This is a genomic window from Streptomyces sp. NPDC048600 (assembly GCF_055587025.1).
In genome coordinates, this window is sequence record NZ_JBVJGZ010000015.1 from 75,498 (window position 1) to 90,987 (window position 15,490).

General features: G+C 71.6%; 16 protein-coding genes. 11 read left to right on the forward strand and 5 right to left on the reverse strand.

All coding sequences use genetic code 11. From position 1 onward, the window contains the following. Positions 1-108: 108 nt before the first annotated feature. The 5 genes from ACZ6SQ_RS21140 (at position 109) to ACZ6SQ_RS21160 (ending at position 5,063) form a co-directional block, all read left to right on the forward strand. Positions 109-531, forward strand: coding sequence for a YraN family protein (locus tag ACZ6SQ_RS21140; protein ID WP_386378112.1), 423 nt, complete (start codon positions 109-111; stop codon positions 529-531). Next, the gene (locus ACZ6SQ_RS21145) at positions 531-2,147 is read left to right on the forward strand and encodes a YifB family Mg chelatase-like AAA ATPase (RefSeq protein WP_469564209.1); all 1,617 of its coding nucleotides are present in this window, start codon (positions 531-533) and stop codon (positions 2,145-2,147) included. The genes ACZ6SQ_RS21140 and ACZ6SQ_RS21145 overlap by 1 nt, the downstream gene beginning before the upstream one ends. Then, positions 2,144-3,298: a DNA-processing protein DprA gene (gene dprA, locus ACZ6SQ_RS21150; protein WP_469564213.1), complete on the forward strand. Its 1,155-nt coding sequence runs from the start codon at positions 2,144-2,146 to the stop codon at positions 3,296-3,298. The genes ACZ6SQ_RS21145 and dprA overlap by 4 nt, the downstream gene beginning before the upstream one ends. Before the next feature lie 281 nt (positions 3,299-3,579). After that, on the forward strand, positions 3,580-4,422 hold the full coding sequence (whiG, locus tag ACZ6SQ_RS21155) for an RNA polymerase sigma factor WhiG (protein ID WP_469564215.1): 843 nt from the start codon (positions 3,580-3,582) through the stop codon (positions 4,420-4,422). 83 nt (positions 4,423-4,505) lie between these two features. Beyond that, positions 4,506-5,063 (forward strand): TetR/AcrR family transcriptional regulator, encoded by a 558-nt coding sequence (locus ACZ6SQ_RS21160; RefSeq protein ID WP_469564480.1) that lies wholly within the window; start codon positions 4,506-4,508, stop codon positions 5,061-5,063. A 177-nt stretch (positions 5,064-5,240) separates the two neighbouring features. On the opposite strand, the gene ACZ6SQ_RS21165 is transcribed toward ACZ6SQ_RS21160, so the two are convergent. Further along, positions 5,241-5,864 carry a murein hydrolase activator EnvC family protein gene (locus ACZ6SQ_RS21165; RefSeq protein ID WP_469564218.1) on the reverse strand — a complete coding sequence of 208 codons (624 nt, stop codon included), beginning with the start codon at positions 5,862-5,864 and terminating at the stop codon, positions 5,241-5,243. Between the two features lie 270 nt (positions 5,865-6,134). On the opposite strand from ACZ6SQ_RS21165, the gene rpsB reads away from it, so the two are divergent. The 6 genes from rpsB to ACZ6SQ_RS21195 all read left to right on the forward strand — a co-directional run bounded on the left by rpsB (position 6,135) and on the right by ACZ6SQ_RS21195 (position 11,492). Continuing rightward, entirely contained in the window at positions 6,135-7,040 is a 906-nt protein-coding gene (rpsB, locus tag ACZ6SQ_RS21170) for a 30S ribosomal protein S2 (RefSeq protein WP_469564221.1), read from the forward strand. Between the two features lie 183 nt (positions 7,041-7,223). Continuing rightward, positions 7,224-8,060: a translation elongation factor Ts gene (gene tsf / locus ACZ6SQ_RS21175; protein WP_469564224.1), complete on the forward strand. Its 837-nt coding sequence runs from the start codon at positions 7,224-7,226 to the stop codon at positions 8,058-8,060. 195 nt (positions 8,061-8,255) lie between these two features. Further along, positions 8,256-9,014: a UMP kinase gene (gene pyrH / locus ACZ6SQ_RS21180; RefSeq protein WP_386378020.1), complete on the forward strand. Its 759-nt coding sequence runs from the start codon at positions 8,256-8,258 to the stop codon at positions 9,012-9,014. 143 nt (positions 9,015-9,157) lie between these two features. Then, positions 9,158-9,715: a ribosome recycling factor gene (frr, locus tag ACZ6SQ_RS21185; protein WP_386378019.1), complete on the forward strand. Its 558-nt coding sequence runs from the start codon at positions 9,158-9,160 to the stop codon at positions 9,713-9,715. Next, complete coding sequence (locus ACZ6SQ_RS21190) at positions 9,715-10,875, forward strand: phosphatidate cytidylyltransferase (protein ID WP_469564229.1); 1,161 nt, start codon at positions 9,715-9,717, stop codon at positions 10,873-10,875. The genes frr and ACZ6SQ_RS21190 overlap by 1 nt, the downstream gene beginning before the upstream one ends. 170 nt (positions 10,876-11,045) lie before the next feature. Beyond that, positions 11,046-11,492, forward strand: a complete 447-nt coding sequence (locus tag ACZ6SQ_RS21195) for an SRPBCC family protein (RefSeq protein ID WP_469564233.1) — start codon at positions 11,046-11,048, stop codon at positions 11,490-11,492. A 278-nt stretch (positions 11,493-11,770) separates the two neighbouring features. Here the strand turns inward: ACZ6SQ_RS21195 and ACZ6SQ_RS21200 are convergent, their stop codons facing one another. The 4 genes from ACZ6SQ_RS21200 to ACZ6SQ_RS21215 are packed head-to-tail and all read right to left on the reverse strand — an operon-like array spanning position 11,771 to position 15,474. Next, positions 11,771-13,009 carry a tyrosine-type recombinase/integrase gene (locus tag ACZ6SQ_RS21200; protein WP_469564236.1) on the reverse strand — a complete coding sequence of 413 codons (1,239 nt, stop codon included), beginning with the start codon at positions 13,007-13,009 and terminating at the stop codon, positions 11,771-11,773. Further along, on the reverse strand, positions 13,009-13,206 hold the full coding sequence (locus tag ACZ6SQ_RS21205; RefSeq protein WP_469564238.1) for a helix-turn-helix domain-containing protein: 198 nt from the start codon (positions 13,204-13,206) through the stop codon (positions 13,009-13,011). The genes ACZ6SQ_RS21200 and ACZ6SQ_RS21205 overlap by 1 nt, the downstream gene beginning before the upstream one ends. Then, positions 13,203-14,666, reverse strand: a complete 1,464-nt coding sequence (locus tag ACZ6SQ_RS21210; protein WP_469564244.1) for a replication initiator — start codon at positions 14,664-14,666, stop codon at positions 13,203-13,205. The genes ACZ6SQ_RS21205 and ACZ6SQ_RS21210 overlap by 4 nt, the downstream gene beginning before the upstream one ends. Beyond that, complete coding sequence (locus tag ACZ6SQ_RS21215) at positions 14,659-15,474, reverse strand: GGDEF domain-containing protein (RefSeq protein WP_469564247.1); 816 nt, start codon at positions 15,472-15,474, stop codon at positions 14,659-14,661. The genes ACZ6SQ_RS21210 and ACZ6SQ_RS21215 overlap by 8 nt, the downstream gene beginning before the upstream one ends. Positions 15,475-15,490 lie beyond the last annotated feature (16 nt).

The following is a 15,490-nucleotide window of genomic DNA, read 5'->3' on the forward strand; positions in this document are numbered from 1 at the left end:
CTTTTCAGCCGGGGCTGTGAGGGGCGGGCTCTTTCACCCGAACGGGCGAGGGCGTTTTCCACAGACACCCGGTTGTCCACCAAGATCCACTCGCTGCGGGTGGGCCGCGTGATCGTTGGCGCCGGAGGTGGTGCCGACATGAGCACGGGAAACGCGCGCGGCGCATTCGGAAAATCACGCAGTGCCCTCGGCAGGTACGGCGAGACGCTGGCCGCTCGGCGGCTGGCCGAGGCCGGGATGACGGTCCTGGAGCGCAACTGGCGCTGCGGCCGCACGGGCGAGATCGACATCGTGGCGCGGGACGGGGACGTCCTGGTCGTCTGCGAGGTGAAGACCCGCAGGGACGGCGGCTACGAACACCCCATGGCCGCGGTGACCCCGGAGAAGGCCGGGCGCCTGCGCGATCTTGCCGAACGCTGGATCCAGACCCACGGAGGCGCCCCGCCCGGTGGGGTCCGCATCGACGTGGTGGGTGTGCTCCTGCCCCGCCGCGGCGCGCCCGTCGTGGAACACGCGCGGGGGGTGGCCTGATGGGATTCGCCCGCACCTGCTCGGTCGCCCTGGTCGGGGTCGAGGGCGTGGTCGTCGAGGTCCAGGCCGACCTCGAACCCGGCGTCGCCGCCTTCACCCTGGTCGGGCTCCCCGACAAGAGCCTCACGGAGAGCCGCGACCGTGTCCGCGCCGCCGTGGTGAACTCCGGCACGGCCTGGCCGCAGAAGAAGCTGACCGTGGGCCTGAGCCCGGCGTCGGTGCCCAAGAGCGGCAGCGGTTTCGATCTCGCCGTCGCCGCGGCGGTGCTCGGCGCGGCGGAGCGCGTCGATCCGCGGGTCCTGGCCGACATCGTGATGATCGGGGAACTGGGCCTGGACGGACGGGTCCGCCCGGTGCGCGGTGTCCTGCCGGCCGTGCTGGCCGCGGCCGACGCGGGGTACGAGCAGGTCGTCGTGCCGGAGTGCGCGGCCGCGGAGGCCTCGCTCGTGCCGGGCGTGTCCGTGCTGGGCGTCCGCAGCCTCCGGCAGCTCATCGCCGTCCTCGCGGACGAGCCGGTGCCCGAGGAGGATCCCGACGAACAGGGCCGGCCCGATCCGCTGCTGGCCGGACTGCGCGTGCCCGGCACCGGAGCGGCCACCGGCATGGGCGCGGCGCAGCACGACGCGGGGCACGACCTGGCCGACGTGGTGGGCCAGCTAGCGGCCCGCACGGCGGTGGAGGTCGCCGCGGCCGGCGGCCACCATCTGTTCCTCGAAGGACCGCCGGGCGCAGGGAAGACCATGCTGGCCGAGCGGCTGCCAGCGATCCTGCCGCGGCTCACCCGGCAGGAGTCGCTAGAGGTCACGGCCGTGCACTCGGTGGCCGGACTGCTGCCCGCGGGCAAGCCGCTGATCGACGTCGCCCCGTACTGCGCCCCGCACCACTCGGCGACCATGCAGGCGCTGGTCGGCGGAGGCCAGGGCGTCGCCAGGCCGGGCGCGGTGTCGCTGTCGCACCGGGGAGTGCTGTTCCTCGACGAGACACCGGAGTTCAGGAGCCAGGCGCTCGACGCCCTGCGCCAGCCGCTGGAGGCGGGCCATGTGGTCATCGCGCGCAGTGCCGGTGTGGTGCGCTTCCCGGCCAGATTCCTGATGGTGCTGGCCGCCAACCCGTGCCCCTGCGGGCGCTTCTCCCGCACGGACGACCTGTGCGAGTGCCCGCCCTCGGCGATCCGCCGCTACCAGGCCCGGCTCTCCGGGCCGCTGCTCGACCGGGTCGACCTGCGGGTGGAGGTGGACCGGGTCACCCGCGCCCAGCTGACCGAGCGGGGCGCCCGCGGGGAGTCCACGGCGACGGTCGCCGACCGGGTGCGCCAGGCCCGCGAACGGGCCGCGGCCCGGCTGTCCGGCACCCCGTGGAGCACCAACGGCGAGGTCCCCGGCCGTGAACTGCGCAGCCGCTTCTACGCCGCGGCCGGTGCGATGGACGAGGCCGAGCGCAGCCTCGAACGGGGCGTGCTGACCGCGCGGGGTCTGGACCGGGTGCTGCGGGTCGCCTGGACCGTCGCGGACCTCGTCGGCCACGACCGGCCGAGCGGGATGGACGTCGCCCTTGCCCTGCAGCTGCGCACGGGCGTCCCGCGCGGTGTGCCGCTGGCCATCGGGGCACTGACGTGAGCGGCGGACCGCCGCACGACCTGCTGGACCGTGTCTTCCTCGCCCGGGTCGTCGAACCCGGGGACGAGAAGGCCGGGCGATGGGTGCGGGAGACCGGAGCGGGGGAGGTGGCGGCACGGTTGCGCGAGGGCGGGGAGCCGCTGCCGGGCGTCGGCGCGACCCGCTGGGCCGGACTGCTGGCCCGGGCGCGCCGGGCCGAGCCCGAGCGGGACCTGGCCGTCGCGCGGGAGGCGGGGGTGCGGTTCGTGTGTCCCGGTGGGACCGAGTGGCCCTCGCAGCTCGACGACCTGGGCGACGCCCGTCCGCTGGGGCTGTGGGTGCGCGGGCGGCCCAGTCTGCGGATGTGGGCGCTGCGGTCGGTGGCGGTGGTCGGCGCCCGCGCCTGCACCGAGTACGGCGCCCACATGGCCGTCACCCTCGCCGCGGGACTCGCCGAACACGGCTGGGTCGTCGTCTCCGGCGGCGCCTACGGCGTCGACGGCGCGGCCCACCGGGGTGCCCTCGGCGCGGGCGGGGTCACGGTCGCCGTGCTGGCCTGCGGTGTGGACCGGCCCTATCCGCGCGGACACACGGAGTTGATCAACAGGATCGCGGAACAGGGGCTGGTGATCGGCGAGTTGCCCCCGGGCGATCATCCGACGCCCAGCAGATTCGTCCTGCGCAACCGGGTCATCGCCGCCTTGACCAGGGGAACCGTGGTCGTTGAGGCGGCCCACCGCAGCGGCTCGCTGGTCACCGCGCGGGCCGCGCAGCGGCTGGGCCGGCACACGATGGGCGTGCCCGGCCCCGTCACCAGCGCGCTCTCCGCCGGGGTGCACGAGCTGCTGCGCGGGGAGGCGCTGATCGTCACCGATGCCGCCGAGGTCGTCGAGCTGGTCGGCGACATGGGGCAGCTTGCCCCGGAGCGGCGCGGACCGGTGCTGCCCCGCGACCTGTTGCCCGCCGCCACCCGGCGGGTCCTCGCCGCACTGCCCGCCCGGCGGGCCGCCGCACCCGAGGAGGTCGCCCGCGGCGCGCAGACGACCGAGGACGACGCCGTCGCGAGACTGTACGAACTCAAGGCACTGGGTTACGTCGAACGACACGGCGACGGCTGGAAGTTGACACGCCAGGCGATGGTCTCGCCTCGCGGCGGTCGTCCGGGAAGCTGACCGAGGGTGTTCGTCCGTCCGGGGGAAGCCGTACTCCCCTTGGGAGAACGCCGAGTTGACGCGGCCCGGCGGTCGCCGGTGGTGCCTGCCATGCCCCGGCGGAGCGGTCAGCGGAACGTATCTGCGCACACGTCGGGCCCCGCTCTTAGCGCACCGCGACACTCCAGTCACGCTACGCTCACGAAGTTCCCGACACAGACCGGCAAGTCGGCACCAGCCCGACAGCTCACCCAGGTACTCCCACTTCGCAAGCTTCTCGGCAGAACGGCTCAAGGCGACGAATGCCCCAGCACACCTCCGGGTCCGACCGGGCGGCCATCCCCCCAGCCGCCCGCGACGGTGGCGGCGTGCGGCCGCCCGCTCCCTCGACGCTCGACGAACTGTGGCGGTCGTACAAGGCGACCGCGGACGAGCGGCTGCGCGAGCAGCTGATCCTGCACTACTCGCCGCTGGTCAAGTACGTGGCGGGACGGGTGAGCGTCGGCCTGCCGCCCAATGTGGAGCAGGCCGACTTCGTCTCCTCGGGTGTCTTCGGACTCATCGACGCGATCGAGAAGTTCGACATCGAACGGGAGATCAAGTTCGAGACGTACGCGATCACCCGGATCCGCGGCGCGATGATCGACGAGCTGCGGGCGCTGGACTGGATCCCCCGCTCGGTACGGCAGAAGGCACGCAATGTCGAGCGGGCCTACGCCACCCTGGAGGCCCGGCTGCGGCGCACCCCCACGGAGAGCGAGGTGGCCGCCGAGCTGGGCATCGCCGTGGAGGAACTGCATGCCGTCTTCAGCCAGTTGTCGCTGGCCAACGTTGTGGCGCTGGAGGAACTGCTGCACGTCGGGGGCGAGGACGGCGACGGGCTCAGCTTCATGGACACCCTGGAGGACACCGCCGCGGACAACCCCGTGGAGGTCGCAGAGGACCGTGAGCTGCGGCGGTTCCTGGCCAGGGCGATCAACACGCTGCCCGACCGCGAGAAGACCGTCGTCACGCTCTACTACTACGAAGGCCTCACCCTCGCCGAGATCGGGAACGTGCTGGGTGTGACCGAGAGCCGGGTCAGCCAGATCCACACCAAGTCCGTGCTCCAGCTGCGCGCGAAGCTGGCCGGCTTCGGCCGCTGAGCGGGTGGGCCTGGCCGGGACGCTCCCGTTGCGGGTGGCACGTCCGTAGAGTGGTTGACGTGCCAAGGATTCGAGCGGCCTCCGTGGCCGAGCACCGGTCGATGCAGCGAGCCGCCCTGCTGGACGCGGCTCGTTCCCTGCTGTCCGAGGGCGGGACGGAGGCGCTGACCTTCCCGGCTCTCGCCGAGCGCACCGGGCTCGCGCGGTCGTCGGTGTACGAGTACTTCCGGTCACGGGCCGCCGTGGTCGAGGAGCTGTGCGAGGTCGACTTCCCCGTGTGGGCCGCGGAGGTCTCGGCGGCCATGGAACGCGAGGCGTCGCCTGCCGGCAAGGTCGAGGCGTACGTACGGGCGCAGCTGGAGCTGGTGGGGGACCGGCGGCATCGGGCCGTCGTGGCGATCTCGGCGAGCGAGCTGGACGCGGGCGCCCGGGAGAAGATCCGCGCCGCGCACGGCGGTCTCGTGGCGATGATCGTCGACGCGCTCGCCGACCTCGGTCACGAGGAGCCCCGGCTCGCCGCGATGCTCGTCCAGGGCGTCGTCGACGCCGCGGTCCGCCGCGTCGAACTAGGCGCGGCCGAACACCCCGACGTGATCGCGACAGCCACCATCGCCATGGTCCTCCACGGCGTCCAGGGCTGACCCGCCACTCTCGCAGCCGCCCTCGGGCCAGCCGCGGTAAAGGGGCGCGCGGAACTGCGCGACCGGCCCACCACGGCCTGCGGCCGACCACCGGTAACAACAGGCGCCCGCCCTCGGGCCTGCCGCCGTAAAGGGGCGCGGGGAACTGCGCGACCGGCCCACCACGGCCAGCAGGGGTCACGCCACCCCACCCCTGCCGAGCCCTCGCAGAGGCACCGGCAGCAGGCGGGACGGCCCCCGCCGCAGCAGCCACGGCGGCAGCAGGGAGAGCGGATCGAGATAGGCGTCCCCTCGTCTCAGCCCCCAGTGGACACACGGCCGCACACAGTGCGACCCCGTCGCCTCCACCGTGCCGATCACCTGCCCCGCCGACACCTCGTCCCCCTCCCGCACGGCCGCCCGCACGGGCTCGTACGTCGTCCGCAGGGGCGGCTCACCCGTGGCGGCCAGGGCCACGGACACCACCCCCTTTCCGGCCACCCGCCCGGCGAAGGACACCCGCCCCGCCGCGACGGTCCGTACCGGCGTCCCGGGCGCCGCGGCCAGGTCGACGCCGCGGTGGCCGGCGGCGTACGGCGTGGGCGGGGGCTGCCAGCCGCGCAGGACCGGCGGACGCACCCCCACGGGCCAGCCCCGGGCCAGCGGCGGAACGCGGTCCGCCGACGGCGGAGCGGGCATGGCCCCAGGCCCGGCCCCGGACAAGGGCCCGGGCGCGAGGGCCGCCGCCGAGGAGGTGAGCAGGGTCAGGGCCAGCCCCAGCAGCAGGCCTCGCATCAGATGGACGTATCGCGTCAGTCGCATGGCACGAGCGTCGCCCGCCCGGCCGAGAACCGCCGCGACCTGTGCACCCTCGACCGCTTGTGGACAGCGGCGTCACCCGGCACCTCTCGGGTTCCGTATACTTCTGGTGGCGACCCGGGCCACCGGGTCGACTTCGCACGCCCCGACGTCGGCGGTCAGTCCGCCGGTGTCTCGCGCCCCTCGGTCCTTCGCGGCAGGCGCATCGGGAGCGTCAGGCGCGGGAGCCGTCCGGCACCCGCGGCACAACCGAGAAACATGAGGAGAACGGCCATGGCCGTCGTCACGATGCGGGAGCTGCTGGAGAGCGGCGTCCACTTCGGTCACCAGACCCGTCGCTGGAACCCGAAGATGAAGCGCTTCATCTTCACCGAGCGCAACGGCATCTACATCATCGACCTGCTCCAGTCGCTGTCGTACATCGACCGCGCCTACGAGTTCGTCAAGGAGACCGTCGCCCACGGCGGCACGGTCATGTTCGTCGGCACGAAGAAGCAGGCGCAGGAGGCCATCGCCGAGCAGGCCACCCGCGTCGGCATGCCCTTCGTCAACCAGCGCTGGCTGGGCGGCATGCTCACCAACTTCTCGACCGTCTACAAGCGTCTGCAGCGCCTCAAGGAGCTCGAGCAGATCGACTTCGAGGACGTCGCGTCCTCCGGTCTGACCAAGAAGGAGCTCCTGGTCCTCTCCCGCGAGAAGGCCAAGCTGGAGAAGACCCTCGGCGGTATCCGCGAGATGCAGAAGGTGCCCAGCGCCGTCTGGATCGTGGACACCAAGAAGGAGCACATCGCGGTCGGCGAGGCCCGGAAGCTCAACATCCCGGTCGTCGCCATCCTCGACACCAACTGCGACCCCGACGAGGTCGACTACAAGATCCCGGGCAACGACGACGCGATCCGCTCCGTCACCCTGCTCACCCGCGTGATCGCCGACGCCGTCGCCGAGGGCCTCATCTCCCGCTCCCGTGTCGCCACGGGTGACAAGGGCGAGAAGGCCGCCGGCGAGCCGCTCGCCGAGTGGGAGCGCGACCTGCTCGAGGGTGAGAAGAAGACCGAGGCCGCTCCGGCTGCCGAGGCCGCTCCGGCCGCCGAGGCTCCTGCTGCTGCCGAGGCTCCTGCTGCCGAGGCGCCCGCCGCCGAGGCCACCGAGGCTCCGGCCGCGGACGCCGAGCAGGCCTGACCCGTAAGCGTCAGTGTTGACGGCGGGGGCCACGGCTTCACCAGGCGCCCCACAGGCGCGGTGAAGTCCGCCCCCGCCGTTCACCCGTGGATCAGCGGAATGTCAGGGGACCCGGCTACATCCGGAACCAAGACTCCGTAGATCTTCGAGATCTTCCAGACTTCGAGAAAGACTCACAGACTCATGGCGAACTACACCGCCGCCGACGTCAAGAAGCTTCGTGAGCTCACGGGCGCCGGCATGATGGACTGCAAGAAGGCCCTGGACGAGGCCGACGGCAACGTCGACAAGGCCGTCGAGGCGCTGCGCATCAAGGGCCAGAAGGGCGTCGCCAAGCGCGAGGGCCGCTCCGCCGAGAACGGCGCCGTGGTCTCGATCATCGCCGACGACAACTCCTCCGGCGTCCTCGTCGAGCTGAAGTGCGAGACGGACTTCGTCGCCAAGGGCGAGAAGTTCCAGGCCGTGGCCAAGACCATCGCCGAGCACGTCGCCAAGACCTCCCCGGCCGACCTCGAGGCCCTGCTCGCCTCCGAGATCGAGGCCGGCAAGACCGTCCAGGCGTTCGTGGACGAGGCCAACGCCAACCTCGGCGAGAAGATCGTCCTCGACCGCTTCGCGCAGTACGCCGACGGCTTCGTGCTCGCGTACATGCACCGCACGATGCCCGACCTGCCCCCGCAGATCGGTGTCCTCGTCGAGCTCGACAAGCCGAACGCCGACGTGGCCAAGGGCATCGCCCAGCACATCGCCGCCTTCGCGCCGAAGTACCTCGCCAAGGAGGACGTCCCGGCCGAGGTCGTCGAGACCGAGCGCCGTGTCGCCGAGGAGACCACCCGCGCCGAGGGCAAGCCCGAGGCCGCGATCGCCAAGATCGTCGAGGGTCGGGTCAACGGCTTCTTCAAGGACGCGACGCTGCTCGGCCAGCCGTACGCGCTCGACAACAAGAAGTCGGTCCAGAAGGTTCTGGACGAGGCCGGTGTCACCCTGAAGCGCTTCACGCGCATCAAGGTCGGCATCTGAGTCCGTACCGGGACCGACGCGCGACCCGCGGCGGACTACCGCTAGGGTCGACCGCAGTCGTCCGCGCACACCGCGCCACGCGCGTGTGACGGACGACAGCAGATCTGACGAGGAGGCCATTGCCAGCATGGGAAGCACACCCCAGCGGCAATGGCCTTCTTCGTATGTGCAACACGTGAAAGAGGCGGGATCTCCATGACCACGAAGGCCCAGAAGAGCGACGACGGCAAAGTACGCGGCCGGTACATGCTGAAGCTGTCCGGAGAGGCCTTCTCCGGCGGCGGGGGCCTGGGCGTGGACCCCGATGTGGTACACAAGATCGCCCGTGAGGTCGCCGCGGTCGTGCGCGACGGCGCCCAGATCGCGGTCGTCATCGGCGGCGGCAACTTCTTCCGCGGTGCCGAACTCCAGCAGCGCGGCATGGACCGCGCCCGCTCGGACTACATGGGCATGCTCGGCACCGTGATGAACTGCCTCGCCCTCCAGGACTTCCTGGAGAAGGAGGGCATCGACAGCCGGGTGCAGACCGCCATCACCATGGGCCAGGTCGCCGAGCCGTACATCCCGCTGCGCGCCGTGCGCCACCTGGAGAAGGGCCGCGTGGTCATCTTCGGCGCCGGTATGGGCATGCCGTACTTCTCCACCGACACCACCGCCGCCCAGCGTGCCCTGGAGATCGACGCCGAGGCGCTGCTGATGGGCAAGAACGGGGTGGACGGGGTCTACGACTCCGACCCGAAGACCAACCCGGACGCGGTGAAGTTCGACGCCCTCGGCTACGGCGAGGTCATCACGCGCGACCTCAAGGTCGCCGACGCCACGGCCATCACACTGTGCCGCGACAACAAGCTCCCGATCCTCGTCTTCGAGCTTCTGGCCGAGGGCAATATCGCTCGCGCGGTCAAGGGTGAGAAGATCGGCACGCTGGTGGGTGACCAGGGCACCCGGGCCTGACCGGAGATTCACCCGGAGCCCGGCCGGGGGATGGACAATGTCCTACCGGTCGGGAACCGTGCAGAAGAAGACGCGACGCAGCCGGCCGCCGCCCCGACGAGGTACCGCAGCCGGGCCTTACTCAAGACACGCAGGAGCAAGTGGTGATCGAAGAGACCCTCCTCGAGGCCGAGGAGAAGATGGAGAAGGCCGTCGTGGTCGCCAAGGAGGACTTCGCCGCGATCCGCACCGGCCGTGCGCACCCGGCGATGTTCAACAAGATCGTGGCCGACTACTACGGCGCGCCGACGCCGATCAACCAGCTGGCCTCGTTCTCCGTGCCGGAGCCGCGCATGGCGGTCGTGACCCCGTTCGACAAGACCGCGCTGCGCAACATCGAGCAGGCGATCCGTGACTCGGACCTGGGCGTCAACCCGAGCAACGACGGCAACATCATCCGTGTGACGTTCCCCGAGCTCACCGAGGAGCGCCGCCGCGACTACATCAAGGTCGCCAAGGGCAAGGGCGAGGACGCCAAGGTGTCCATCCGCTCCGTGCGCCGCAAGGCCAAGGACGCCATCGACAAGCTGATCAAGGACGGCGAGGTCGGCGAGGACGAGGGCCGTCGTGCGGAGAAGGAGCTCGACGACACCACCGCGAAGTACGTCGCCCAGGTGGACGAGCTCCTGAAGCACAAGGAAGCGGAGCTGCTCGAGGTCTGATGAACGACTCTTCCTGGGGAGCGCCGCCACAAGCCGGGTACTGGGGGCCGTCCGACCAGGGGCCTGGCCAGGGGTATGTCCAAGGGGCTGCCCCGGCGGGTCCCACGTACGATGCGCCTCAGGCGCAGCAGACTCGCCCCATGCCCATCGTTCCCGACGTACCCGCGTTCGGCGGAGACCAGGATGACGACCGGGGGGCCGCTCGGCCGAGTGGCCCCTTGTTCCGCGACGAAACGCCGCACGCGCGGCCGTACGACATGCCGCAGGCGCAGCCCTCCCGGGCGGTGCCGCAGAATCCGGAGCCCATGCCCGACGCCCCGCAGCCGGCGCCCGCACCGCAGAAGAAGAGCGCGGGCCGGGATCTGGGTGCCGCGATAGGGGTCGGCGTCGGTCTCGGCGCGGTGATCGTGGCGTCGCTGTTCGTCGTCAAGGCCGTGTTCGTCGGTGTCGTCGCGGTCGCCGTCGTCGTCGGTCTGTGGGAGCTGACCAGCAGGCTGGAGGAGCGCAAGGGCATCAAGGCGCCTCTCGTGCCGCTTGCGCTGGGCGGTGCGGCGATGGTCGTCGCCGGATACGCCCGGGGCGTCGAGGGCGCCTGGGTGGCGATGGCGCTCACCGCGCTGGCCGTCCTGGTCTGGCGTATGTCCGAGCCGCCCGAGGGCTATCTGAAGGACGTCACGGCGGGTGTCTTCGCCGCGTTCTACGTGCCGTTCCTGGCCACCTTCGTCGCGTTGATGCTCACCGCGGACGACGGGGCCTGGCGGGTGCTGACGTTCCTGCTGCTGACCGTGGTCAGCGACACCGGGGCGTACGCGATCGGCTGGCGCTTCGGCAAGCACAAGCTCGCCCCGCGCATCAGCCCCGGCAAGACCCGTGAGGGACTGTTCGGCGCGGTCTCGTTCGCCATGGCCGCCGGCGCGCTGTGCATGGAGTTCCTGGTCGACGGCGGCAGCTGGTGGCAGGGTCTGCTGCTCGGCCTCGCGGTCGCGGCCAGCGCCACGCTGGGCGACCTCGGCGAGTCCATGATCAAGCGGGACCTGGGCATCAAGGACATGGGCACCCTGCTGCCGGGCCACGGCGGCATCATGGACCGGCTGGACTCGCTCCTGCCGACGGCCCCGGTCGTATGGCTGCTGCTGGTGCTGTTCGTCGGCTCCGGCTGATCGTTCCTTCGGTCGTACGTCGGTACGGTCGAACATCGGCGCGACGTCGAGCCCTCGCCCCTTCCGGGCGGGGGCTCGACCGCGTTTCCCGGGGCGTTGGCCGCCCACTGTGCCGAGTGGGACGATTTCGGTGTACGCCCGCACAGGAGGTCACCTCACAGGGGGTCGCCATGACCGCCATCCGAGAATCCATCGACGTCGACCGCACGCCCGAAGACGTCTTCGCGTATGTCACCAATCCCTCCCACCTGCCCGAGTGGCAGTTGAGCGCTGTCACGGCGGAGCAGCTGGACGAGGGGCCGATGCACCCTGGCTCCCGGGTCAAGGTCACCCGTCGTATCGGCAACCGCGAGTTCCCGATGACCGTGGAGTTCGACACGCTCGACCCGCCCTACAGCTGGGACCTGCACGGAGTCGAGGGTCCTGTCAGGCCACGCACCCACGGCTCGATCGAACCCCTCGACGACGGACGCCGCTCCCGGGTCACCATCGAGATCGACTTCGAGGGCCACGGACTGGGCAAGGTGCTGCTGCCCCTCGTCGTGCGCCCACAGGTCCGCAAGGAGCTGCCGAAGGACGAGCTGCTGCTGAAGCAGCAGCTGGAGCAGCCCAGGTAGCCCGCGAGTCCGCACAGCCGACGCGGCTCGCACAGCCCCCGCAGCCCGCGTGGCCCGCTCGGGTCCGCAGGTCGATGCCCGGCCGGAATGTCCGGCCGGGCCCCGGGATGCACCGGCGAGGCACTCGCATCGCAGGCCACCCGTAACGATCTGCGACACTGGAGGGGTTATGCCGAAGCCCGGAGAACTGATCTTCCCCGGATGCGAAGAAGCCCCCTACCAGCGGTTTTGCCGCCAGCAGGGGGCCGTCTTGTGTTCGGTGGGCCGTCCCTGGGCCGTCAGGGCTCCTGGGCCGTGCCGAAGACACTGTCCAGGGCTCGGCGGGCACGCTCGCTGCTGCTGGGCATCAGGTGGGCGTAGACCCGCAGTGTCATCGCCGGATCGGCGTGGCCGAGGTACTCGCTCACGGCCTTGATGCTCTCGCCCGCTTCCAGGAGGACCGAGGCGTAGAAGTGGCGAAGGGCGTGCATCCCGTGCTGCCGGGCGGAGGCGTACGGCTTCCCGGCTTCCGGCGTCGGGATGAGGCCGGCCGCGGCAAGAGCGCGCTTCCACTCGTGGAAGTTGAAGTTGCTCCGCCAAACGATTCCGCCGACCGTGTTCGTGAAGATCAGACGCCGCTCGGTGAGCGGACCGTCCGGCCGGCCCCAGGGCAGCTTGATACCAACAGGAGGGTGACGCTCCATGTGCCAGCGCAGGGCGGAGGCCACCGAGGACGGCAGCGGCACGTCCCGCTCCTTGTTGCCCTTGGGCGGAGCGAAGACCGCGACGCCCCGGATCAGCTTGACCTGAGTGGTGACCCGCAGCGTGTCGCCGTCGAGCTGCACGGCGTCCTCGGACAGGCCGATGATCTCGCCCTGGCGAAGACCGCAGCCGCTGCCCACGGAGACCATGGCCCGGTACCGCTCGGGCAGAGCGTCGCGGACCGCGTGCACCTGGGACGGGAGCCAGGGCACGACCCGGGCGGCCGAGACGGCCGGTGGACGGACCGATGCCGCCGAGCACGGATTCCGGGCGAGGTGGCCGTCGTCCACGGCGGCTGACAGCACCGCGCGGACGTTGGCGTAGATGTTGCGGGCGTAGCTGCCGCCTATCGCCGAGTCGGTCTCCAGCTCGCGCACGAACTCGCGGATGTGGACCGGCCGGAAGGACCCGAGCGGACGCGCCCCGATGCGGGGGAAGGCGTGCCGCCGGAGCCGGGTCTCCACTCCGATACGGGTGTTCAGGTCGGTCGTCTGCCCTGTGATCCAGCGCTCCGCGTACTGCTGGAAGGTCATCCGGGCGGCCTTCGGATCGACGTACTGGCCGCGGGACATGTCGGCAGCCGTCTCGGCCAGCCACTCCTCCGCTTTGCGCTTCTGACGGTCGGGGAAGGACCGGCTCTTCTCGGTGCCGTCCGGCCCGACGTACCGAGCCCGGTAGCGCAGGCCGCTGCCGTAGCGGTCGGTCTTCACCTTCACCGGTTTGCCGTCCGGGCCCGTCTCGGTCTTGTACCAGCGATCCTGCACGTGGCCGGGCATCAGGCGGACACCTCGGTCAGACCGTCGACCCACTCGCGAAGCCGGACGGGGTCGTAGCGAAGGTGCCGGCCGACGCGGAAGGCTGGAGGACCTGAGCGCTTCCGCCGCCACTGGTACAGCGTCTCGACCGGAACACCGAGCAACTCGGCGACGTCGGCCGGGGTCAGGTACCGCTCGGGAAGCGTGTGGACGGTCATGCGGCGGCTCCTTCCAGGGCCAGGTCTCGCAGGGCTTCGCGGGCGGTTTCTCGGTTGAGTTGGAGATTGCGGGCGATGGTGGCGGCGAGGACGGATTCGCCGGGGGTGTGGCCGTGGCCGGCGTACCGCCAGTCGGCGAGGACGAGGACGGTGTCCGGCTCCTGGTCGTGGCGGAGGGCGGCGTGTTCCTGGGCGGCGCGGTAGTCGGCGCGGGCCTGGCGGAGGGCGCCGAGGGTGGTGGAGTAGCGGCGGGACTTGGAGGAGAAGTGGCCGCGGAAGCCGAGCATGTGGGCCCAGCGGGCGAGTGGGCGGTCGGGGTAGAGCGGCTGGAGCCGGGCGCAGGCGGTCATGAGGCGGCGGGCGTGTTCCGGGATGCCGAGGCGGGTCAGGTCTTCGCTCAGGCCGGTGCCGTGGCAGGTGGCGCACTGGCTGAGGGGGGAGTTGGGTCGGTCGTAGCGGTGGGAGCGGCCGGTGCCCTGGCAGCGGCGGCAGTGGACCGGGGTGTCGGTGGCGCCGGTGGTCTCGGCGGCTTTGGTGGCGTACTTGGCGACGTAGGAGGCGACCGCCTGCTCGGTGATGTCGGTGCCGTCGTCGAAGGCTTTGACCGGGCGGATGTCGAGCTGGGTGCCGAAGCGGAAGGTGCGGGCGGGCTGGTCCCCGGCGGCGGGCGCGGAGACCGAGGTGTAGGGGTGGGCGACGGCGGCCCTGATGGCGTCGTCGAGGAGGTCGACCGTGGCCCAGGTGGGGGGCGGGGTGCCGGGTCCGTCGGGGCCGTCGAGGCGGATCACGGCGTGGAAGTGGATGGCACCGCGTTTCTGGAACTCGGCGACCTTGCCGTAGGACAGGCGGGCGCACTCCTTCAGCTCCAGCTGGGTGAGGCCGGCGCGGGCGGCGATCTCGCGGCGCAGGCGGTTGGTGAAGCGCTGCCAGAGCTGTCCGGCGTGGTTGTTGAACAGCACCGCGCCCGCGTAGTCGTACGTGTCCGGGTCGAGGGCCGTGCCGAGGGCGGGGTCGTCGGCCGGGTGGCGGGTGCCGCAGCGGCAGAGGCCCCGGTCGGGGCGGTTGTGCACGCGGCCGAAGGAGGGCGCGGTGAGGGTGGCGAAGACGCGGGGATGGTCGCGGACGGTGGCGGGGATGTCGCGGCGGTCGTCCCCGGCGAGCCCGGCGCGGATGAGGTGGTAGGTGTCGCCCGCGTAGGTCCAGGCGCAGGACGGGCAGCGGGAGGCCCTGCGGTTGCCGCAGGCGATGCGGAGCCGTGCGCCCGGTTCACTCTCGGTGGAGTAGTGGTGCAGGGTCTGGCCGGTGGTCTTGTCCTTGGTGAGGGTCCAGCCGGTGAGGTGGATGGGGTCGGCGCAGCCGCCGGTGCGGTGGATCTGTTCGTGCCAGCGGTCGTAGTCGGAGGCCGAAGCCACCCTCAGCAGGTCGCCGAGGGTGGCACGGTCGAGCAGCTGCTCAGGCACGGGCGCCCTCCCGATTGAGGCGGGTGCCGCCGAGGCCGTTGCAGGCCGGGCAGTGCGCGGTGATGGTGCGCAGGTGACCGCGCGGGTCTCGGCCGCCGAGGGTGACGGCGACCGTGGCGAAGCCGTCGCAGGCCGGGCAGATCCTCGGCGGGGGCGGGGTGGGCTGGGCCATGATGGTGGTTCCTTTCGATTGCGGTTGGAAGGAACGGCCCCGGGTGGCGGCGTGCTTGGCGGCTTGTGCGCCACCCGGCGGCCTTTCAGCGAGTGGTGCGGAGCCCCGGCGGGTGCGGCCCTTGGCCGCGTACATGGCCGCATCGGCGGCGGCGAGGGCATCGGGCAGAGTCCGCACCGGAAGTTCGGCCACCTGGCAGACGCCGACCGAGGCGGCCAGCGGGAGGAACGTCCCGTCGTAGGGCAGCGGTTGGTGCAGTGCGGCGCAGAGTGCGTCGAGGTCGGCGGCGGTCAGGTCCTGGACGACGGCGACGAATTCGTCTCCGCCCAGGCGTCCGGCGGTGCCGCCATGTCCGCACCAGGCTTGGAGCCGTTCGGCGGTGGCGATGAGGGCGGCGTCCCCGGCGGCGTGGCCGTGGGTGTCGTTGAGGTTCTTGAAGTGGTCGAGGTCGACCAGGAGCACGGCGGCGTTCGGGTGCCGGCGGATGCAGTGTTCGGCGCGGGCGGTCCATCCGGCGCGGGTGTGCAGGCCGGTGAGCGGGTCGCGGCGGGCGCAGGCGAGACGGCGGGTGAGGATGCCGCCGTGCAGGGCCCAGCCGAGTAACGGCACGATGCTCACGGCTGTGTGCAGGTCCATGACGTTGTCCCCTTGG

Bases quoted from the DNA above. Each gene is read 5' to 3' on its own strand.
- ACZ6SQ_RS21205 (WP_469564238.1), bottom strand. From the start codon at position 13,206: ATGACCGTCCACACGCTTCCCGAGCGGTACCTGACCCCGGCCGACGTC.
- pyrH (WP_386378020.1), top strand. From the start codon at position 8,256: ATGACCACGAAGGCCCAGAAGAGCGACGACGGCAAAGTACGCGGCCGG.
- tsf (WP_469564224.1), top strand. From the start codon at position 7,224: ATGGCGAACTACACCGCCGCCGACGTCAAGAAGCTTCGTGAGCTCACG.
- ACZ6SQ_RS21165 (WP_469564218.1), bottom strand. From the start codon at position 5,864: ATGCGACTGACGCGATACGTCCATCTGATGCGAGGCCTGCTGCTGGGG.
- ACZ6SQ_RS21200 (WP_469564236.1), bottom strand. From the start codon at position 13,009: ATGCCCGGCCACGTGCAGGATCGCTGGTACAAGACCGAGACGGGCCCG.
- rpsB (WP_469564221.1), top strand. From the start codon at position 6,135: ATGGCCGTCGTCACGATGCGGGAGCTGCTGGAGAGCGGCGTCCACTTC.
- whiG (WP_469564215.1), top strand. From the start codon at position 3,580: ATGCCCCAGCACACCTCCGGGTCCGACCGGGCGGCCATCCCCCCAGCC.
- ACZ6SQ_RS21145 (WP_469564209.1), top strand. From the start codon at position 531: ATGGGATTCGCCCGCACCTGCTCGGTCGCCCTGGTCGGGGTCGAGGGC.
- ACZ6SQ_RS21195 (WP_469564233.1), top strand. From the start codon at position 11,046: ATGACCGCCATCCGAGAATCCATCGACGTCGACCGCACGCCCGAAGAC.
- ACZ6SQ_RS21190 (WP_469564229.1), top strand. From the start codon at position 9,715: ATGAACGACTCTTCCTGGGGAGCGCCGCCACAAGCCGGGTACTGGGGG.
- ACZ6SQ_RS21215 (WP_469564247.1), bottom strand. From the start codon at position 15,474: ATGGACCTGCACACAGCCGTGAGCATCGTGCCGTTACTCGGCTGGGCC.